This window comes from Lentilactobacillus sp. Marseille-Q4993, assembly GCF_951230165.1.
Taxonomy (GTDB): Bacteria; Bacillota; Bacilli; order Lactobacillales; family Lactobacillaceae; genus Lentilactobacillus.
In genome coordinates this window covers 51,007-72,329 of record NZ_CATNVB010000003.1, presented here as the reverse complement: position 1 = coordinate 72,329, position 21,323 = coordinate 51,007, and the positions used below count along the sequence as shown (strand labels likewise).

General features: G+C 39.0%; 16 protein-coding genes. 14 read left to right on the top strand and 2 right to left on the bottom strand.

From position 1 onward, the window contains the following. Position 1: 1 nt before the first annotated feature. The 4 genes from QOW94_RS01975 (at position 2) to QOW94_RS01960 (ending at position 6,815) form a co-directional block, all read left to right on the top strand. A complete protein-coding gene (locus QOW94_RS01975; protein WP_283678413.1) occupies positions 2-1,588 on the top strand; it encodes a type I restriction-modification system subunit M in 1,587 nt (528 codons plus the stop codon). Continuing rightward, the gene (locus QOW94_RS01970) at positions 1,588-2,778 is read left to right on the top strand and encodes a restriction endonuclease subunit S (protein ID WP_283678412.1); all 1,191 of its coding nucleotides are present in this window, start codon (positions 1,588-1,590) and stop codon (positions 2,776-2,778) included. Before QOW94_RS01975 ends, QOW94_RS01970 begins: the two co-directional genes overlap by 1 nt. A 24-nt stretch (positions 2,779-2,802) precedes the next feature. After that, positions 2,803-5,805, top strand: coding sequence for a type I restriction endonuclease subunit R, EcoR124 family (locus QOW94_RS01965; protein ID WP_283678411.1), 3,003 nt, complete (start codon positions 2,803-2,805; stop codon positions 5,803-5,805). A gap of 89 nt (positions 5,806-5,894) precedes the next feature. Continuing rightward, positions 5,895-6,815, top strand: coding sequence for a site-specific integrase (locus tag QOW94_RS01960; RefSeq protein WP_283678409.1), 921 nt, complete (start codon positions 5,895-5,897; stop codon positions 6,813-6,815). Here QOW94_RS01960 and QOW94_RS01955 read toward each other — a convergent pair. Next, positions 6,744-7,418 carry a restriction endonuclease subunit S gene (locus QOW94_RS01955; RefSeq protein ID WP_283678408.1) on the bottom strand — a complete coding sequence of 225 codons (675 nt, stop codon included), beginning with the start codon at positions 7,416-7,418 and terminating at the stop codon, positions 6,744-6,746. The genes QOW94_RS01960 and QOW94_RS01955 overlap by 72 nt on opposite strands. 120 nt (positions 7,419-7,538) lie before the next feature. Between QOW94_RS01955 and QOW94_RS01950 the strand changes: the two genes are divergently transcribed. Beyond that, entirely contained in the window at positions 7,539-9,356 is a 1,818-nt protein-coding gene (locus QOW94_RS01950; RefSeq protein WP_283678407.1) for a hypothetical protein, read from the top strand. 45 nt (positions 9,357-9,401) lie between these two features. Here the strand turns inward: QOW94_RS01950 and QOW94_RS01945 are convergent, their stop codons facing one another. Further along, entirely contained in the window at positions 9,402-10,334 is a 933-nt protein-coding gene (locus tag QOW94_RS01945) for a nucleoside hydrolase (protein WP_283678405.1), read from the bottom strand. 179 nt (positions 10,335-10,513) lie between these two features. Between QOW94_RS01945 and QOW94_RS01940 the strand changes: the two genes are divergently transcribed. The 9 genes from QOW94_RS01940 to aguA (QOW94_RS01900) all read left to right on the top strand — a co-directional run bounded on the left by QOW94_RS01940 (position 10,514) and on the right by aguA (QOW94_RS01900) (position 21,318). Next, positions 10,514-11,104: a hypothetical protein gene (locus tag QOW94_RS01940; protein WP_283678404.1), complete on the top strand. Its 591-nt coding sequence runs from the start codon at positions 10,514-10,516 to the stop codon at positions 11,102-11,104. Between the two features lie 21 nt (positions 11,105-11,125). Continuing rightward, positions 11,126-12,022, top strand: coding sequence for an HNH endonuclease (locus tag QOW94_RS01935; RefSeq protein WP_283678402.1), 897 nt, complete (start codon positions 11,126-11,128; stop codon positions 12,020-12,022). A 455-nt stretch (positions 12,023-12,477) separates the two neighbouring features. Beyond that, positions 12,478-14,085, top strand: a complete 1,608-nt coding sequence (locus QOW94_RS01930) for a peptide ABC transporter substrate-binding protein (protein WP_283678401.1) — start codon at positions 12,478-12,480, stop codon at positions 14,083-14,085. A gap of 13 nt (positions 14,086-14,098) precedes the next feature. After that, positions 14,099-15,286, top strand: coding sequence for a metal-dependent hydrolase family protein (locus QOW94_RS01925; RefSeq protein ID WP_283678400.1), 1,188 nt, complete (start codon positions 14,099-14,101; stop codon positions 15,284-15,286). Between the two features lie 273 nt (positions 15,287-15,559). Further along, complete coding sequence (gene ptcA, locus QOW94_RS01920; RefSeq protein ID WP_283678399.1) at positions 15,560-16,594, top strand: putrescine carbamoyltransferase; 1,035 nt, start codon at positions 15,560-15,562, stop codon at positions 16,592-16,594. Between the two features lie 35 nt (positions 16,595-16,629). Then, on the top strand, positions 16,630-18,045 hold the full coding sequence (locus QOW94_RS01915; protein WP_283678548.1) for an APC family permease: 1,416 nt from the start codon (positions 16,630-16,632) through the stop codon (positions 18,043-18,045). Between the two features lie 2 nt (positions 18,046-18,047). Further along, positions 18,048-19,145 carry an agmatine deiminase gene (gene aguA, locus QOW94_RS01910; RefSeq protein WP_283678397.1) on the top strand — a complete coding sequence of 366 codons (1,098 nt, stop codon included), beginning with the start codon at positions 18,048-18,050 and terminating at the stop codon, positions 19,143-19,145. A 13-nt stretch (positions 19,146-19,158) separates the two neighbouring features. Then, on the top strand, positions 19,159-20,115 hold the full coding sequence (gene arcC, locus QOW94_RS01905; RefSeq protein ID WP_283678394.1) for a carbamate kinase: 957 nt from the start codon (positions 19,159-19,161) through the stop codon (positions 20,113-20,115). 114 nt (positions 20,116-20,229) lie between these two features. Then, complete coding sequence (gene aguA / locus QOW94_RS01900) at positions 20,230-21,318, top strand: agmatine deiminase (RefSeq protein ID WP_283678393.1); 1,089 nt, start codon at positions 20,230-20,232, stop codon at positions 21,316-21,318. Positions 21,319-21,323 lie beyond the last annotated feature (5 nt).

Here is a 21,323-nt window from a genome sequence, read left to right as displayed (position 1 = left end):
TATGTCAGAAACAACAAGCTTACAAAGCGGATTATTCAGCGCAGCGGATGTGCTTCGCTCAAAGATGGATGCCAACGAATACAAAAACTACCTATTAGGAACGGTCTTTTACAAGTACCTCTCAGACAATATGCTTTATGAAATTTCTGAATTACTTGGTGAAGACGGCGGCACTTTGGAAGATGCTCAAAAAGTCTATGAAGAAAATGCTGATAACCCAGATTTGCTAGAAGAACTACGCGCAGATTTTGGTTATGTTATCCAACCCCAATACACTTATACCAACATTTTAAAACTAGTTAATGATCACACTTTCCAATTAAGCGAACTCCAAAATGCCTTTACTAGCTTGGAAGGGTCAAGTTCAGTATTTGAAGGCTTGTTCGATGATTATGATTTATATTCAAAACGATTAGGGAGCTCTGCCCAAAAGCAAGCTGATACAATCTCTGGGGTTATTTCTGCAATTGGTAAGCTTGAATTAGTTAAAACATCTGGTGATTCGCTCGGGGATGCTTACGAATACTTAATCAGTCAATTTGCTTCAGAATCAGGTAAGAAGGCCGGCGAATTCTATACTCCTAAGCAAGTATCTGAATTGTTGACTAAACTAACGCTGGTTGGTAAAGACTACTCAGATGGAATGACCGTCTATGACCCAGCTATGGGATCTGGTTCACTTCTATTGAACTTCAAACGGTTCATTAAAAACGGAGACAGAATTACTTACTTCGGACAAGAAATCAACACCTCAACTTTCAACCTTGCCAGAATGAATATGATTCTTCACCACGTTGACATTGCTAACCAAAAGCTTCGGAATGGTGACACATTGGACGAAGATTGGCCCGCTGAAGAAGTTGCCAACTTTGATTCAGTTGTTATGAACCCACCATACTCACTTAAATGGTCAGCCAACGATGGTTTCAAGGATGATCCAAGATTCTCTGCTTTTGGTGTTTTACCTCCAAAGTCTAAGGCCGATTATGCATTTCTTTTGCACGGTTACTATCATTTGAAACACAGTGGAGCAATGGCAATCGTTCTTCCACATGGGGTTCTATTCCGTGGCGGTACTGAAGGAAAGATTCGTCAAAAATTGCTTGAAGATGGTGCTATTGATGCAGTTATTGGATTGCCCGCAAACTTGTTCTACAGTACAAGTATTCCAACGACCATCGTTGTTCTCAAAAAGGACAAGAAGGATCGAGATGTGATGTTCATCGATGCATCTAAAAACTTCGAAAAAATTAAAACTCAAAATATGTTGAGGGAAGAAGATATCCAAAAGATTCTCGACACATACGAAAAGCGAGAAGATGTAGATAAATTTGCGCACCTTGCTACCTTCGATGAAATTCAAGAAAATGAGTTTAACTTAAATATTCCTCGTTATGTAGATACCTTTGAACCAGAACCAGAAATTGATCTTCGTGAAGTATCTAAGGACCTTAGAGAAACTCGCCAAGATATTAAGAAGAATGAAAAAGAACTTGTATCAATGTTGAAAGATATGACGTCTGACGATGACAGCATTATGGAAGGATTGAATGCGTTTATCAATGACCTTGAGGAGGACTTGGGTTAATGAAAGAAACAACTAAAAAGCCAAGGCTGAGGTTCAAGGGATTCACTGACGATTGGGAACAGCGTAAGTTATCTGATGTTGCTGAAATTTCAATGGGTCAATCCCCTAATGGAGAAAACTATACTGATAATCCGGATGACACTATCCTTGTTCAAGGAAATGCTGATATCAAAAATGGGTGGGTAAAACCAAGAATCTATACCAAGCAAGAAACTAAAATTGCAGAGAAAGGTGATATTATTCTGACAGTCCGAGCTCCTGTTGGAGAAGTAGCTCTAACTAAGTATAGGGTTGTTTTAGGACGTGGGGTTGCGGGTATAAAGGCCTCGATGTTTATTTATCACTTATTAAGAAAATATAATACTGTTAATTATTGGAGAATTTATAGTACAGGATCAACGTTTGAATCCATCAATTCTGATGACATAAAGAATGCTAATGTACTAATACCCAATGAGGAAGAATCTGTTCAGGTCGCATCCTTATTTTCAAGTATTGATTACCTTATCACTGCCAATCAGCGTCAGCTCGACAAACTCCAAGAATTAAAAAAAGGATTGCTTCAAAAAATGTTTCCAAAAAATGGGGCAAAAATTCCAGAGCTCAGATTTGATGGATTCACTGACGATTGGGAACAGCGTAAGTTGGGAGAATTGTCAGATATTAGGCGAGGAGCAAGTCCAAGACCAATAAAAAGCAAAAAGTGGTTTTCAGAAGATAGCGATGTTGGATGGCTACGAATATCCGATGTGACTGAGCAACATGGAAAGATAGAACACGTGGAACAGCATCTATCCGAAGCGGGGATTAAGAAAACGCTAGTTCTTGAAGAGCCACATTTGATTTTAAGTATTGCGGCATCAGTTGGTAAGCCAGTGATCAATTATATTAAAACGGGTATTCATGATGGCTTTATTGTATTTTTAAACCCAAAATTTAATATTAATTTTATGTATCAATTTTTAGAATTTTATGAATCAAGTTGGCAAAAATATGGCCAGCCAGGAGCTCAAGTAAATATAAATTCTGAATTAGTAAGAAACCTACAAATTTTCATCCCAAATACTACCGAACAAAAAGTCGTTTCAAACATATTCATAAAAGTAGATGACCTTATCACCGCCAATCAGCGTCAGCTCGACAAACTCCAAGAACTCAAAAAGAGTCTGCTACAAAAAATGTTTATCTAAATAATTAGAACTGAGGGAAATAATATGGAAGAAGAACTAGCGATGGAAAACAAACTGATCAATCGCCTAACTCAGGGGGTTAATCAGTGGCAACTACGGGAAGACTTAAAGACAATTCCGCAATTATGGGATAACTTCTTTACCATTCTTGCTGCAAATAACAAGGAACAGCTTGCAGATGCACCACTAACTGCAAATGAAAAAGCGACAATTAAAGCTCAAATGATTCAACCATCATTTTATAGAGCAGCTGAATTTATGACGGGGGCCAATCGGCAAGTTAGGATTCATGTGAAGCGGGACGACTCCACAAATCCAGATGCTGATTTAGTTATTCTGAACAATACGAATGTTTCAGGTGGCACATCCGTGTACCAAATCGTTCATCAAGTTCAAGTACCAAAGAGCATGGCATTGGATCAAGATCGACGATTTGATGTGTCACTGTTGATTAATGGGTTGCCAGTCATTCATATTGAATTGAAGACACCTAAGCAGCCATATATGCAGGCTTTTCATCAAATTCAAAAATATATTGATGAAGGTAAGTTCTCTGATATCTACTGCTTTGTACAAATGTTCATTGTGACAAATGGAGCTATGACTAGGTACATTTCAGCTGGTGAAAACTTGAACTCAAAGTTTTTAACAACTTGGGTTGATGAAAATAATAAGGTGGTTGAAAATTACCTGGACTTTGCTAATGACGTATTGTCGATTCCGGCAGCTCACCATATGATTGCTGACTACACAGTTTTAGATAGTGAAGCGAAGAATTTGATTCTCTTGCGGCCGTACCAAATCCATGCGATTCAAGCAATCTTTGAAGCCTCAAAAGAAGGTAAATCTGGATTTATTTGGCACACGACTGGTTCAGGTAAGACTTTAACGTCATATAAGGTTGCTAGGAACTTACTTCAAATTCCATCGATTAAAAAGACTGTGTTTTTAATTGACCGGAAAGATTTGGATGCTCAAACCACCTCTGCATTTCAGACATATGCAAACACCGATACCATCAGTATTAATGAAACTAGCAACAGTTATGATTTAGCTGATCAGTTGACGAACGGTGATAGAAATGTTGTGGTTACAACCCGCCAGAAGATGCAGACGATTTTTAAACGAATTGATGAAGAACCAGAAGGGGCTAAAAGATACGCAGAGTTGAAGAATATGCGGCTAGCATTTATTGTCGATGAATGTCACAGAACGATTACTCCAAGCCAAAAGCGTGAACTAGATAAGTTCTTTAATAAGCAACCGTTGTGGTATGGGTTTACAGGAACACCGATATTTGACCAAAATGCTAGAGCTGAGAACGGCCAGGATGCTCGGACAACCGAGCAGATGTACGGTCCAGTATTGCACTCATACACAATTGAAGATGCTATTCGTGATAAGGCGGTTCTTGGATTTAAGGTTGAGAACTATGGGAGTGACGCCCAAGATTCAAATGATGAATCTGATAAGAAGAAAATGGATGAGGTATACGCATCGGACTCGCACATGATGTCCGTTGTTGAGAACATCATCAAGTTAGCTTACCGAAAACAAGGCCTAATGAATAATGACCGTTACTCTGCTATTTTTACAACTTCTTCAATTAGTCAGGCCCAAAAGTACTATAAATTTTTCAAGAAGTATATTAAGGAGCAGGGAGTACCTAAAAGAATTCAAGAGGTTGCACCAGATTTTCCTAGAATTGCAATCACTTACTCAATTTCTCAAAACGAAGCTGAATCACAAGCTGATCAAAGTGAGATGAAGGAATCACTTGCTGACTATAACGAGATGTTTGGCACAAGTTATACAATGGGGGAACTGGACGGATATAACCGGAATGTTAATGATCGCTTAGCTAGAAAAAAGGCTAACTATAAGCAGCCCGGGGCTCAGTTGGACATAGTTATTGTTGTTGATCGGCTGTTAACAGGATTTGATTCGCCTAACTTATCAACTCTTTATCTCGATAGAAGACCGCTTAACCCACAGAACTTGATTCAAGCGTTCTCTAGAACAAATCGGATTTTTGACAAGAATAAGACTTGGGGACAAATCATTACGTTCCAGTACCCTGAAACGTATGATAAGGATGTTGACGAGGCTTTAAAGCTGTACTCCCACGGCGGAACTAATGATATTCTTGCTCCAGATTGGAAGACGACCCGGGATAAGTTTGCTAGTTCACAGAAAAAGATGCAGGAGTACATGAATGCTGGTCCGGATGCAACATCGATTCTGGCAGCTCCGCTTGATAAAAGGAAGGCTTTTGCCCAGGCATTCCAAGAGTATGATAAGAATTTATCTGCTATTCGAACGTTTGATGAATTGGACAATCAAGAATCACTACCAGAAGATGAGCGAATTGATGTTTCTGAAATTGACGATGAAAGTATGGAACAAATGCGCGGTACCTATGAGGATGTGTTAGAGTCAATTCGTCAGGAAGATGGTAGTGACGAAGAAGAATTGGAAATTGACGATGAATATGAGTTGACCTCATTTCATACAAAAGAGGTTGATGACCGTTACATCATGGGCTTGATTCAAGCATATGTTCCTGATGATGAAAATGAGCAAGTCACGATGAACAAAAAAGAGGTTAGCGAAGTTGATGAATATATTGACGAGTTGGCCAAAACCAATAGTTCATTGGCCGATATTATCCGGAGTTTGTGGCAAGATGTTCAGAAGGATCCCCAAAACTATTCTGGTCAACAATTGAACCAAGTTTTGGAAGACTTGATTGATCAGGAAAGTAAGAAGATGTTATCTCATTTTGCTGATGAGTATAAGGTTGATTACGATGACTTGCGGTACGTCATGGCTAATTATGATTCTGAGGAAGAAAGTCAGCAACAAAAGGGTATGACGGAGCTGATGACCAAAAAAGCTTTTAATCGATTTAAAGAAAGTTACCCTGATAGTGATTTAAACAACATGCTTGCTTGGAAGAAGAAAGTAAGAGGGGACGTTGAGGATTACTATACAAATAAGATTGCACCATTGATGACGCGGGGATAAAAGTTTAAATTTTTGTTTTTCCATAATTCAAGATACAAACGAGTTAGTAGCCAGATGGTTGCTAACTTTTTTATTTTGGAGGGGTTGTTATGGATAAACGAATGAAGTTACACCAGTATTTTCTTGAGTGGATGAATTTGTATAAACGAGGGGCTGTCAGGGAGGTTACGTTTAAAAAGTACATTATGACGCATCGCCATTTAGTGGGACTGGCTCCAGAATTGAGGTTGGAGGAAATTGATCGACTTGAGTACCAACAAATTTTGAACGATTATGCTCAAACGCATGAAAAACAAACGGTAATGGATTTTCACCGTCATTTACGAAGTGCATTAATCGATGCAATGGAAGAAAACCTGATTGATAAAGATCCAACAAGAAAGGCGATTATAAAGGGGAGGAAGCCCGGCTTTCACAAACCCAAGTTCTTGAATCAAAAGGAGTTGCAATTACTGCTAGACAACTTGGAGTTGACTGATGGTGAATTGACGTGGGATTACTTCATTTTGTTAGTTGCCAAGACGGGGTTGCGGTTCTCGGAAGCACTTGGGTTGACCCCAGCAGATTTTGATTTTGCAAGGCAGACATTAAATGTTAGTAAGACTTGGGACTATAAGAGTAATGTGCCGAGGTTTGCACCAACTAAGAACGAATCGTCAAAGAGGAGGATTCAATTGGATTGGCAGACGGTGATTCAGTTTGCGCAAATTACAAAGGGCCTGCCACTTGATGATCCAATATTTGTTCGAGGCAAGGTTTATAACGATACCGTGAACCATTGGCTTGAAAGATTATGTAAAAGAGCAGAAATTCCGGTGATTTCGGTGCATGGCCTAAGGCATACTCATGCTTCACTTTTATTATATTCTGGGGTTAGTATTGCGTCGGTGGCGAGAAGGTTGGGTCATTCGAATATGAATACGACACAGCAGACATACTTACACATAATCCAGGAGTTGGAGAACCAGGATAATGATAAAGTGATGAAGCATTTGGCAAGTCTGATATAGTGATGAAAAGATCCCACTCTCGGTGGAAGAAGGGTGGGATTTGTGCTGACGCTGATTGGCGGTGATAAGGTTACTAACCGTTACTAGAAATAAGCCTACCTTTTTTTGCTCTTCAATTTTAGGAACACTAACTTCAAAATCTTTAACAGTTTTCATAGGTACCAAATTAGTAATAGCTGAACCAGGATTAGTTGAGGTTAACTTTCTCTGCATGCTCTCTGATCTCATGAATTCTAAAAAATATATATCATTTACCAAATCGTGATTTATACGAATTCTAATTAATGCTTGGTTAAAAACTCCTTTTTTTATTCCATTGGGAACTCTTGAAATTTTGCCAATTGTACCAGCACCACTTAATATATAATCACCTGGCTTCAATTCAAAAGACTTCAACTTATTGAAACGGTCTGCGCTGATTTCGTATCTTACTTCATAGTTATCGTATATTGCATTCTTTTGTTCGTATACTGCATATTGACCATTTTTCACGAAGAAATCTTTTTTAAGTGAACTTCCAAATGGACCTCTTCTGATACCATCTTTTGCAGTCAGCAAATAATTAAACTTACGCTGTTCCCAAGCATCATGATTTTTACTCATACGATTCGTGTACATGCTTCAAACAACTACGCACTTTGATCTATTTAATTATAGTTATGACTCCTGTATACTTATTGTTACGTTGCTCACATTGTGGGTATAAATTGGAGAGGGAGATTTATGTTAGTTGGCTACGTTCGATGCGAAAAAAATATTGATAAGGTAGATAGTCCAAACTTGCGACGCTTTATCAGAGATTATCAAATTAATGTTAAAAAACTTATGGTTGGAAACGAAGTAAGAATTCCACTAACGGTGGTTAATGAAGTCTATGAAAATGACAATCCATTTTTTAATTTATTAGTAATGGAGTTTGGATTACGGGGCTACGAAGTAGTTGCAAACGATGATTTTGATATGTTTTATAAGGAAATTGAACATTTTGATAATCACTTTACTATTTTAAAATCAATGAACCCGTTTGATGATTCTTTTAAAGATGTTAGGCTTCCTAATTCGATTGAGTTTTTTCTGGAAAAATCCGGAGTTGAAAAGAATTCATTTTTTAATGGGATTATTTTAAACAATATATTTAAGGTGTTTCAAGGGAATAATTCGTGGACTTTGCGAGCTCTTAAGCATGTTGGAGTTGTACCGCTTAAAGAAAAATCTGGTATGAGTTTTGAGAACATGGCTGAGTTTAGCGAGATAGAGCCTGAAAAGATTGTTATCCGAAAACCCAAGAGTGTAACTGTGGTGAATAATGAACAACGGTTTGAAATGCCTGAAATGGATGAGCCAGATGAGGTTTTGGAAGAACAGGAAGCGGTTGTCGAAGATAAAAAAGATGAATTACCTGTTGAAGAGGAAAAGGTTCTGGAGCATACTGAACCAGAACCAGAACCAGAACCAGAACCAGAACCAGAACCAGAACCAGAACCAGAACCAGAACCAGAACCAGAACCAGAACCAGAACCAGAACCAGAACCAGAACCAGAACCAGAACCAGAACCAGTAAAAGAACCCAAGGAAGAAACGCCGGAAATTGATAATGATTTAGAAATGGATTTTTCCAAATTTGAAAGAGATACTCGTTATGAGTTCAGAGTGTTTCCTGAAGTTATTCTCCATTCCCAATATTTAAGAAACGTTATGAGAGCCAAGGGCTGCTTGTACCTGATGGTGAATTCAGACGGAATAGTTACTGATAGAAGCTTAATAGGAATGACCGATGAGATTGTAGAGGGAATTCAGAAAGATGTTATGAAATTTGTAGCTAAGCGATTTGATTGCGAGACCACTATAGTTTCAGAAAACACCAAACAATTAATGATATCAGAACTGAATTTTCCAGAGTCTATGCTTAAAAAAATAGAAGAGCTAGATTTGGCGGACCGATTAGAATTTTGGCGAGAATTAACTTATGAGTATTACTTTTCAATCAAAGATCGAATGGTTGATTACAAGAAGGAAAATGAAACAGTTTGTGTTCCAACCCCTGTAAAAGAGCCAGAACTTACTTTAATGGAAAAAATCATGGTAAAACTTGGACTTTGGGAAATAGAAAAGGCCCCGCAACCGGAGCCTGAAGTAATTATTGCTGAATATAATGAACAGTTTATTGAAGATTATCGAATTCAGGAAATGGCAGTTGTGACCAAGGTTAAGGACAAACCAATGATGTTCTTTGATGAAGTAAATACTGAATTACTGGGTAAGTTGGTAGAGCTTAATTCATACTTGGTTGTTCCAGGCTCGCCTTTCATTTTACTTGATCAGTCAGATCCAGATTTAATTCTTAAAGTTAATGAGTGGGTTAGAGTGTTTAGGCAATCGTCAGAAATCAACATTGACTATTTGATGGAGGATTTACAAGAACTAAAAGGATCCAGAAGTAATGGCTCGTATAAGAGTAAGATGAAGCAACATTTAATTGAGCATTTTGGGTTTGAAGAAAATGATGGTGGTACATTGGTTAAGCCGATTGGGGCTTGGTAGATTGTACTAAAAAAGCTCTCCTACTTAGGAGGGCTTTTTGTTTACTTAATTTGTCGCACTCTTCGCCAACTCATCCATCTTATCGAAGAACTCGTCCGCGTGAACACTTGTCACAAACGTTACTTCGCGGCCTTCTTCTGTGATGTAAGTTTTGCCGGCAGATGGACCGTCAACTACGACATCCGTTTTAATTTGCTTGGACTCTACGAGGTCTGGGTACTTGCTAACCAATGTGGTCAATACGTCCCAAAGGTAGTAGGTTGAGTTAGCTTCGAATGAGTGAACCAGAGAATAGCCCATTCCAATAAGGTCAATGGCTGGGTACCGGCGTTGCTTTGCCCACCGTTTTCTCAATTCAGGAGTTAATGGCACTTGATTTGTGCTGTCCAAACTAACCACGGTGATTTTTATGTCAGAGTCCCAAACGGTTTTAACGGCCTCAGGATCCCAGAAGGCGTTCCACTCAGCTGAGCCGTCGTGACCTGGTTCTGACACGTTCCCGTCGGTGGTCATTGAGCCACCCATCCAGAACAATTCGTCAATATTATCAGTGATGCTTGGGTCAACTTCGATTGCCCGCGCAAGGTCAGTGAGGGGACCGGTCATAACTAACGTGACCTTTTCTTCGCTGGCCTTTATTTTATCTAGCATGTCCAAATGAGCTGGTTTGGCAGCTTCAGGTGTCTTGATTTTGTCCTCTTCGTTAAGAATTGGAAAATCGTCGAATGAGAAGGTGCTGAGTCGCCATTCGTTTGGAAACTGGTTAACTGGTCGAGAGTTGGATTTGGCAACTTCAAGGCCGGCTTGGTGACCAAACAGATCGATGATTTTCCGTGATGCTGAAACGGAAGGCTCAACGTAAGAGTCGGCACCAACGGTACTAACGCCAATTAGGTTAGTTTTGGGGAACTGAAGAATGAGGAGCAGAGATACAAGGTCGTCGACGTTACCGTCGTGGTTGAAGTAGATGGTTTGCAAGGGGGATACCTCCAGAAATGATTTGATAGGTTAATTGTAAGGGATAAAGGAGTAGTAATGATAGTTAAATTTTTGAATTAGTGGGGAATATTCATCTGTTCCCGTAAAGTTCGCTTTACGTAAACCCTTTGATTTGTTAATGTTTTAACGTTGCGTAATTTTGGAGGGAGCTTTTAATTATGAATAATTCTATGACTGTATATGATGGAATAAATGGTTGGTCAGTATTTTTAGTGTTCTTTGCGGTGTTGGTTCTTTTACCTGTTGTAATTGGATTCATACTAGATATGTTTAAAAAGAAGGTTAATAAGAAGTTGGGAATTGCTGCAATTGCACTAACAATTTTTATAGCCGGTGTGTTTATTTTTCAGAAAATATCAGTTAATATTTTTTGGCAGAATAGAGCAAGCGAGATTGCAAGGATGACTACTCAGCAGAAGGTTAAGCAGGTGGCATTGGATGAATTTTCTGATAATGCAAGAATATTTGCGAGAAAATTTAATTACAATGAACAGAGTTGGATGACATATATTGTCCCAAAGCCAGAATCGAGTTATTTACGTGATGGAGCAGAAGCTTTGGGTAATCATGAGGTGAGTGAAGACACAGAGCAAACAAAAAAAGATATTGACTATTATTCAAAAGAAACTGGCAGGAAAAACTTGGTTGTATTATGGGATTATAAAGGGAAAAGGCCAGTGTATGCTTCAATAGAGGGACAGAATATGACCAAGTGGGTTAAAGATAATGTGGATTTTACTAAATCATAAAAGATTAATTAAAAATAGTGTTTGAAGAAAATTGGAAAAGAGATAATAAATTTGCTCGATGAGATAAATGAATTTAAAAATAAATTAGAAATTGGTAGCGTGTTAACTAGACGTGAATTGATAAAAAAATATGATTTGGGTTTTAATGGGGGGATTCGAAAATCAACCAAAAATAAAGTTATAATATTAGTTTCTGATAGAGAAGATAATAAGGTACAAGATAGATGGGTTGGAGATACCCTTATGTACACAGGAACTGGCATTCCCGAAAAAGGTGATCAAAATTTTGAAAGGGGTAATAAGTGGCTTCGAGATGCTAAAGACGAAGATTATAAAATCTTACTTTTTATGAAGCTTGAGCCGGATCGCTATGTATACTTTGGAGAAGTATTTCTAGCTGACTCTCCGAGTTCTGAAGAGAGGGATGATAGAAAAGTAATTATTTTTCCTATTACTTCAAAGAATAACGTCGAGAAAGTACGATTACTTAATAGTCGTATTATCGATGAAAATGAAAGTAAGCTTCAAACTAGGGTTAGAAAAAACAGCTCTAGGATAAATAAAAGAGTAATTCAAATATATGAAGAAAGTAAGAATAGTAAAAATCCATCCGTATATAACGTTACTGAAAAAAGGTTTGATAGAAATCAAGCGTTAGTAAAAGAAGCAAAAATTTTTGCAAATGGCGTTTGCCAGTTATGTGGTAATAACGCACCCTTCAATGATCGTAACGATGAACCATTTCTAGAAGTTCACCATATTAATTGGCTTTCGATGGGCGGGAGTGATTCCGCAGATAATGTGATTGCACTGTGTCCTAATTGTCATAGGAAAATGCATATTGTACAAGATAAAAGTGATAAAGAAAAATTAGTACATAAAGCAAAAATTTTTGCTAACCAGGTTTATCAAAAATAACATGATTTTACATTCTAACGAGAATTTGAGTCAGTAATTCAGAAAATGTTCCGAAAAAGTATTGACTTTGAACTTTATGAGATTTAAAGTATTAATCATTAAGAAATGATTAGAAAAAGCGTTGAAGAAGAGAGTATCGTTTTACAGGTTTACAGGGAGCCCTGGATATTGAGAACGGGTAATCTTAGAATCGAAAAAGTAGCTTCTGAGCTGTGTGCTGAAAATTACAGTAGGTACAAACCGGGCCTGCATCCGTTATAATTGCTGCAAATCGTGATGATATTTGGACATTGCTGATCCTAGCAGTAATATTCTAAATAACTAGGAATCATTACCGTTTGTCTAAGGCTTTTATGCGAAAAAAAGGTGGTACCGTGCACTAGCACCCTTTAGAGATTATATCTCTAGAGGGTGCTTTTTTTAATTGTTTTTTAACCAAACTAGGAGGCGTTTATATGCGTAAAAAGATTTTAACTATTATGTTTATCTGTATTATGGGAATCACAACAGCAGCTTGTGGAAATAAGAAAGCAGCTTCTTTTAAAAATAAACCTTTGGCGGTAACTCTTGCGGATGAACCCTTGACGGTTGATCCTAACAAGTCGACTGATACCAATAGCGCTAGTTTGATTTCACAAATCATGGAAGGATTATACAAGTACGACAAAAACGGAAATATTGTTCCGGGAGTGGCAAAGAGTATGGCCAAAGTGACAAATGACGGTAAGACGTATACTTTTGACCTACGAAAAGATGCAAAATGGAGTAATGGACAACCAGTTACGTCAAAGGACTTCGTAGCTTCGTTCACAAGAATGGTAGATCCGAAGACTAAAGCTCAATATGCTAGTTTGTTTGATGCTTTTAAGAATTTTGAAGCAATTCAAAAGGGTAAAATGTCAGCTGATAAGCTTGGGGTTAAAGCGCTGGGAGATTATAAACTTCAGATTCAATTAACCAAACGAGTACCATATATAAATGATTTGTTAGCTGATAAGTATATGCCGTTGAATCGTGATGCCCTTAAGAAGTTTGGCCCAAAGTATGGAACCTCGGCCAAAGAAGCTGTTTATAACGGCCCATACAAACTTGAAGGCTGGACAGGTAGTAATTCAAAGTGGTCTTATGTTAAGAATCCATACTATTGGAATAGACACAACGTTAAAATCAATAAGGTAAACGTGACGGTAACAAAGGAACAAAATACCGCTATTAATTTATTTAATAGCGGAAAGATTCAAGAAACGACTGTTTCTGGTCAATATGTTAAAGCTAATAAAAACAATCCTGAACTTAAGACCCATCTAACAGGAAGGCTTAACTATCTTGATTTTAGTAGTAAAATTTCTAAAACAAATTCTGAGAATTTGAGAAAGGCAATTTCCTATGTTCTTGATAGAAAGCAAATCACTGATCGAATTCTCCAAGATGGTTCAGCTCCGTCTAAAAATATGGTTATTGAAGGTGATCAAAAAAATCCTTCTAATGGAAAGGATATGGCAAATGAAACTGGTGACCTTCTCAAACAAAATATTGCGGAATCAAAGAAATATTGGAATAAGTATTTGCAGGAGATTGGCAAAAAGCATGTAACTATCAATCTACTAACTGATAATCTTGATGATGATATGCATGTTGGGCAATATATACAATCCGTTGCTGAGAAAAATTTAAAGGGTTTAAATATTACAATTACTTCCTTGCCGCATGCACAACATGTTCAGCGAGACTTTGATGGTAAATTTGAGATGAATCTGACGGGATGGTCTACTGATTGGCTTGATGCTAGCGACTTTATTAGCTTAGGATCAGTTAAGAATAGTGTTAACTTCACCCACTGGAAAGATAATAAGTTTGAAAAAATTCTCACTGACGCTAACAGCAAGACTGGACAAGCCAGATATGACGGGTTAATCAAGGCTAATAAATACTTAATGAGTGTTCAAGGAAAGGTTCCACTTTATCAACCCGCTGAGCCAAAGCTGGTTAGTAAAGAAGTTGGTGGATTAACTTATTCGTTATTAAATGATGCTCAATATCAATATGCATACTGGAAGAAATAGGAGAGAGTAAAAAATGACAAAAACAACTTTTTATAACTTTACTTTATTTGATGGTACTGGTGACACTGAAGATACTGATTCGTGGATGACTATTGATGACGAAACAGGTAAAATCATAGATAAAGGTAAGGGTGACGCCCCACAATCAGATCAATCAATTGATTTAGAACAACAGTTTGTAATGCCGGGCTTTATCAACGTTCATTGTCATATCACTAGTCACCCTGATATGTTTAATGGTGGTGGAGACGAATCTGAGACCGAATCTGCCATCTTTGCATTACAAAGCCTAAGGCAGCTATTGAAGTCCGGAGTTACGTTTGTTAGAGAATGTGGAACTAGATATGATATTGATATCAAGTTGAAACGGATGATGGATAACGGTTCACTTACACACGTCCCTAATCTTCTTCCGTCAGGGAGAGCATTTTCAATGACTGGTGGCCATGGTGATGGTCCTCATTCAGCATACTTGGTTGATTCTCCCGATGAAATGAGAAAGTCAGTGCGACAAAATTTAAAAAATGGTGCCAAAATTATTAAAATGATGGCCACTGGTGGTGTTATGACACCCAATGATTATATGGAAGATCCACAACTATCTGTTGAAGAGATGAGAGCTGGAATTTTAGAGGCACATCATAAAGGACTTAAAGTTGCCGCACATGCTGAAGGAAATCCAGGCATTCAAAATGCTATTGATGCAGGAGTTGACTCAATCGAACACGGCTTTTATGTAACTGAAGATGAAGCACAGCAAATGATTGATAAAGGGATTTTTTTGACTCCAACGCTTAATGCAGAGTTAGCAATCCCAGAGGAAGGAACAGGAATCCTCCCAGATTGGGAAGTTGCTAAAGCACAAAATGCTATTGATGATACTTACAACAACTTGAAAAAAGCATTCAAAATGGGAGTTAAGTTTACTTGTGGAACCGATGCAGGTACTCCATTTAATGGATTTGATAAAACACCACGTGAGTGTGAACTACTGACTAGAGTTGGAATGTCGCCTGCTGAGGCTTACCGATGCTCATCAATTAATTCTGCAACCCTTTGTGGGATTCAAGAGGAGCGGGGGACTTTAGAGATTGGCAAATTTGCTGATTTCCAAGTGCTGCGTGAAGATCCACTTGCAGATGTTAAGGCAGTTCAGCAAGAAGATAAGGCAGTTTATCTAAATGGGAAACGGGAATTTTAGTATTTCTTCTTAAGTAACAAATCAAATAATTGGTTAAAATCACTGCTAGTAAATAGCGGTGGTTTTTTTGTCTCAATGTAGTTAAACGCTCAACCTAATAGGCAGGTGGAACATGTTCCGCGTTTTGGAACAAAATCCAAGAAACCTCAAAAAGCGTCAAAACCGTTGATATCACTAGATTTTAGCGCTTACATAATTTATATTTAAGCCATAAAGAAATACTCGAGAATTTCTGAAATACAAAAAACTATTAAATTCTAGGAGATGCTAATTATGAAACGCGACTTTATCGATACTAACGAATACACAAAAGAAGAAATCCAATACATGATCAAATTAGGTATCCAAATCAAAAAGGATATCAAAGATGGCAACTATCCAGATTTACTTTCCCACAAAACATTAGGAATGATTTTTGAAGAATCTTCAACCAGAACTAGAGTTTCGTTTGAAACTGCAATGACTCAATTAGGTGGTCATGCTCAGTACTTGGCCCCAGGTCAAATTCATTTGGGAAGTTCAGAAAGTGAATCACTTGGTGATACTGCAATCGTTCTTTCAAGATTAGTTGATATCTTGATGGCTCGGGTTGCTAAACATGAAACCGTTGAAAAGTTAGCCCAAAGTGCCACCGTTCCGGTTCTTAATGGGATGAGTGATTACAACCACCCAACTCAAGAAATGGGTGACATCATCACAATGGCCGAACACCTTCCTTCAGGCAAACGGCTTAGCGATTGTAAAGTGGTCTTTGTTGGGGATGCAACTCAAGTTTGTGTTTCAATGATGTTCATGGCTACTAAGATGGGAATGGACTTTACTCAATTTGGGCCTGAAGGTTTCCAAATCCCTGAAAAGCAACTTGAAATTGCTAAGAAAAATGCTGAAAAATCAGGATCTAAAATCACAATTACGGAAGATGCTGATGAAGCAATGAAGGATGCTGACTTTGTCTACACAGACGTTTGGTATGGATTATACGAAGCCCCACTTTCATACGATGAAAGAATGAAGATTTTCTTCCCTAAGTATCAAGTTAATGATGAATTAATGGCTAAAGCTGCTCCACACGCAATGTTTATGCACTGCTTGCCTGCAAACCGTGGTGAAGAAGTTACTGATAGCGTTATTGATTCACCCGCATCAATTGCTTGGGATGAAGCTGAAAATCGTTTGACTGCAATGAGAGCACTGTTGGTTTACTTGATGACACCAACAATGGGATACACTGAAGCTCAACTCGATGGTTTAAATGATCCAACATTGAAACAAATGCTATTAGAAAGAGTTGATAACTCCACATTCTAATGTGAGGCGACGATTCTTCAACTAGGGGTGAATGAATAATGGAAAAGAAAAAATTTAGACTGTTTGATGCAGTGTTAATGGCTGTCGTAGTCGTGCTGGTTGTTGAATCGGTCGCCCCTGCAGCAGCAATTGGACCATCGCAGTTCTTCTGGTGGGCTGCCTTACTGATTCTCTTCTTCCTACCTTATGGACTTATCTCGGCGGAGCTTGGAACCACCTATGACGATGATGGGGGAATTTACGACTGGGTCCGCAAAGCGTTTGGTAAAAGGTGGGGCGGTCGGGCTGCCTGGCTCTACTGGATCAACTTTCCAATTTGGATGGCAAGTTTGGCGGTACTGTTCACAGGAGTGATTGAGCAGACGCTTCAAATTAAGATGGGGACCTGGACTAATGTTTTAGTACAGCTAGTGTTCATTGGAGTTATCACTTTAATTTGTTGTTATCCGATTGCGGATAGTAAATGGATCTTGAACTTAGCGGCGATTGCCAAAATCGTTATCATTTTAAGTTTAGGAATCCTAGGAATCTATGTAGCTGTCACTAAGGGAGTTGCAAGCAAGTTTACGGTTGAGACAATGTTGCCGAAGTTTGACCTTAAGAGCTTAAGTTACATCTCAGTAATTCTGTTTAACTTCCTTGGCTTCGAGGTTGTTACGACAATGGCAAGCGACATGCAGAATCCAAAGAAACAAATTCCTCAAGCCATCGTCTTCGGTGGAATCCTAATTGCCTTCTTCTATGTATTTGCAGCATTTGGGATGGGAGTTGCCATTCCAGCAAGTAAGTTGTCAGCTTCTGGCGGCTTGATGGATTCAATGCTTCTCTTGGTTGGTCACCATAATTGGTTTATTTTCTTGATTGCCATTTTGTTCATGTATACTTTGGCTGCTAACCTAATTTCTTGGTCAGCTGGGGTTAACTACGTGGCATCATACGCAGCTAAGAACAATGATTTACCAGCTATTTTTGGCAAACTAAGTCAAAAGAACGATATGCCAGTAGGTGCGACCGTGTTAAACGGAGTTATCGCAGCAGTTCTCGTTGTTGCTGCTCCCCTAATCCCTAATCCAGATTTATTCTGGGCATTCTTCTCGCTGAATGTTGTGGCGCTGTTAGGCTCGTATATCCTAATGTTCCCAGCCTTTTGGAAATTACGAAAAGATGATCCAAATACAGAACGGCCATTCAAAGTTCCAGGCAATAAGCTTATGATTAACTTAATGACGTGGATTCCAGTAACGTTATTGATAATTACGCTTATTTTCACAGCGATTCCGTTAAACGGTTCTGCTTCTGAAATCAACGGCAAGGGGCCAATCCTGATTGGCTCAATAATAACTGTGATTGTCGGTGAGATTTGCATTGCTCACGCGGAGAAAAAGGATAAAAAAAGTGACCCAAAACCAAAAATTAAATCAAATATTGTAGAAAGTAAAGGAGTGAATTAATAATGAAGACGTTACAATTATCTCCAAAAAAAGATGGCTTTAGAATGCCAGGCGAATTTGAGCCTCACAGAGGGGTATATATCTTGTGGCCAGAACGGCCGGATAACTGGCGGAATGGTGGTAAACCAGCTCAGCACACATTTGTAAACGTTGCGGAAGCAATCTCCAAATACGAGCACGTTACAGTCGGAGTATCCGATGAGCAGTATGAAAACGCTCGTCACATGCTACCTGATCAAGTTGAAGTGGTTGAAATTTCAAACGATGATTCATGGGTTAGAGACTGCGGTCCATCGTTTGTAACCAATGACGATGGCACCATCCGAGGCGTTGATTGGACTTTTAACGCATGGGGTGGCCTAGTTGATGGCCTGTACTTCCCATGGGATAAGGATGATCGGGTAGCTCAAAAAATTAGTGAGCTCGAAGGCGCTGATAGATATCGCTTAGACGATTTTATCCTTGAAGGTGGCTCGATTCACGTTGATGGTGAGGGAACCCTAATTACCACTGAAGAGTGTTTACTATCTGATGGTCGGAATTCCCAGCTGTCAAAAGATCAAATTGAAAGTATTCTGAAGGAATACTTGAATCTAGATAAGGTAATTTGGCTTAAAAATGGTATCTATAACGATGAGACCAATGGCCACGTTGATAACATTGCTAACTTTGTCCGTCCAGGGGTAGTTGCTCTTGCTTGGACTGATGATGAAAATGATCCACAATACGCAATTTCAAAGGAAAATTATGACATTTTGACAAACGCAACTGATGCCAAGGGTCGTAAGATTCAAGTTGAAAAAATTTATCTACCAAAACCAGTTACGATCACCAAGGAGGAAAGTGAAGGGGTTGATGCCGTTGATGGCACCCTACCACGCCAAGAAGGAGACCGGCTAGCTGCGAGTTATGTAAACTACTATACGGCAAATGGGGCGATTATCTTCCCAATGTTTGATGACCCAATGGATCAAAAAGCAAAGGAGACTTTGCAAAGATTATATCCAGACCGTGAAATTGTTGGTGTATATGCCCGAGAAATTCTTCTCGGTGGTGGTAACATTCACTGCATTACGCAACAAGTTCCGCTTGGACGATAAGAGGTGAACTGAGATGGCAAAAATTGTTGTTGCACTTGGTGGAAACGCCATTTTATCAAAGGATGCATCCGCTGCTGCTCAACGTAAGGCAGTTGGTGAAACGGTTGCTCAATTAGTTCACTTCGTTGAAAACGGGGATCAATTGATTATTACTCATGGTAATGGTCCCCAAGTTGGTAATTTGCTGTTACAGCAGATGACTGCTGATAGTGAGGATAACCCAGCAATGCCACTTGATACCTGTGGGGCGATGACCCAGGGAAGCATTGGCTACTGGTTCCAGAATGCGATGAAGGAAGAATTAGCAAAACGTGGGATTGAAAAAGACGTTATGGCGATTGTCACCCAAACGGTTGTTAAGGAAGATGATCCTGCGTTTGAAAATCCAACTAAACCAATCGGTCCGTTCTATCCTGAAAGCAAGATTCGTGATATCAAGGCCACCCACCCCGATTGGGAAATGATGGAGGATGCTGGCCGTGGATATCGACGGGTAGTCCCTTCACCAAAACCGGTGGAAATAAATGAATATAACGCAATCAAAACGATTGTGGATGCGGGCATTATTCCAATTGTCTCAGGTGGTGGTGGCATTCCAGTTGTTCGTAGAAATGGTAAATTGATTGGAAAAGAAGCCGTTATTGATAAGGACTTCAGTGCTTCAAAGATTGCCCAATTGATTGATGCTGATAAACTGATAATCCTAACATCGGTTGGTGGAGTTTTCTATAACTTTGGTAAACCAGATCAAGTTGAACTGCATGATGTTGGCGTTTCTGAAATTGAGCAGCACATTGCTAACGACGAGTTTGCAAAGGGTAGCATGCTGCCAAAAGTTCAAGCAGCCGTAGATTTTGTTAACGCTACTGGAAACCAAGCTGTTATTGGTGATTTGGAAGATGTTGAACAGATTATCAAGGGAACTGAAGGAACCATAATTCACTCAGTAAGTGATGCAGTTAGAAATTAGGTTGATGTTGCTTCGTGGAAGCAGTTGACCTTACGTTTATGAGAGCCGAGACTTATTTACTCGGTTCTTTTTTAATAGAAAATGTTATTATTTATGTAACAACGGGGTGAAAAAATGGAGATAACGGAAATGACACCACGACAAGATAATTACCAGCTAGTTGCGGAGTGGCAACAACACAGAGAATCTTACATGCTGTGGCCGATGAGACCGGATAACTGGCGTGAAGGTGGCAAACCAGCTCAACGAGTTTTTGCAGAGATTGCAAAGCAAATTAGTCAGTTCGAAGATATTACGGTCTTTGCTAATAAAGCTCAGTATCTAAATGCTTTGAGCAGTTTTAAAGGTAGTCGGGTTAGAGTAATGGAACTGAGTTACAACGATGCATTCTTTAGGGATGTTGGACCAGCTTTTTTGAAGAACGGCGATAGTATCAGGGCTATCGACTGGGAATTCAATGCTTGGGGTGGCCTGTTTGACGGTTTGTATTTTCCTTGGGACCAGGATAACTTAGTGGCCAGAAAAGTGTGTGATTTAAACAGAATAGATTACTATCACAATGACTTTGTCCTTGAGGGATGTGGCTATGTAACCGATGGGCAGGGAACTTTAATTCTGACTGAAGAATCGATTTTATCTGAAGGAAGAAACGGAATCGTTGATCGAGATGATGTGGACGACATTTTGAAAAACTACCTCAACGTCAAGAAAATAATTTGGCTTGAGCGTGGGTATTACATGGATGAAACTAACGGTGACATTGATAACATGGTGCGGTTTGTTAAACCCGGTGAGGTAGTCTTAACTTGGACGGATGATAAGAATGATCCGCAATACGAGATCTCTCATGAAGCCTTTGAAACCCTAACCAAGGCAACGGATGCCAACGGAAATCAGCTTAAAATTCACAAAATTCAAATTCCATCACCAATGTACGCAAGTGAAGATGAAAGTGAGGGGGTTGATCCCATCAATGGCCTGTTGCCAAGATACCCTGGTGATCGATTAGTAGCGTCATATGTCAATTTTTACTTGCTGAATGGGGCGGTAATTGTGCCAACATTCAACGATGAGCAGGACGAAGTTGCAATAAACAAGTTCCAAGAATTGTTTCCAGAGAGAACAATTGTGCCAATTTACTGTCGGGAACTGTTGCTTGGTGGGGGAAACATTCATTCCATTGTTGCAAGCATTCCGAAATAAGGGGA

Coding starts and splice junctions, on each gene's coding strand:
- QOW94_RS01975 (WP_283678413.1), top strand. CDS start 2: ATGTCAGAAACAACAAGCTTACAAAGCGGATTATTCAGCGCAGCGGAT.
- QOW94_RS01970 (WP_283678412.1), top strand. CDS start 1,588: ATGAAAGAAACAACTAAAAAGCCAAGGCTGAGGTTCAAGGGATTCACT.
- QOW94_RS01965 (WP_283678411.1), top strand. CDS start 2,803: ATGGAAGAAGAACTAGCGATGGAAAACAAACTGATCAATCGCCTAACT.
- QOW94_RS01960 (WP_283678409.1), top strand. CDS start 5,895: ATGGATAAACGAATGAAGTTACACCAGTATTTTCTTGAGTGGATGAAT.
- QOW94_RS01955 (WP_283678408.1), bottom strand. CDS start 7,418: ATGAGTAAAAATCATGATGCTTGGGAACAGCGTAAGTTTAATTATTTG.
- QOW94_RS01950 (WP_283678407.1), top strand. CDS start 7,539: ATGTTAGTTGGCTACGTTCGATGCGAAAAAAATATTGATAAGGTAGAT.
- QOW94_RS01940 (WP_283678404.1), top strand. CDS start 10,514: ATGAATAATTCTATGACTGTATATGATGGAATAAATGGTTGGTCAGTA.
- QOW94_RS01930 (WP_283678401.1), top strand. CDS start 12,478: ATGCGTAAAAAGATTTTAACTATTATGTTTATCTGTATTATGGGAATC.
- QOW94_RS01925 (WP_283678400.1), top strand. CDS start 14,099: ATGACAAAAACAACTTTTTATAACTTTACTTTATTTGATGGTACTGGT.
- ptcA (WP_283678399.1), top strand. CDS start 15,560: ATGAAACGCGACTTTATCGATACTAACGAATACACAAAAGAAGAAATC.
- aguA (WP_283678397.1), top strand. CDS start 18,048: ATGAAGACGTTACAATTATCTCCAAAAAAAGATGGCTTTAGAATGCCA.
- arcC (WP_283678394.1), top strand. CDS start 19,159: ATGGCAAAAATTGTTGTTGCACTTGGTGGAAACGCCATTTTATCAAAG.
- aguA (WP_283678393.1), top strand. CDS start 20,230: ATGGAGATAACGGAAATGACACCACGACAAGATAATTACCAGCTAGTT.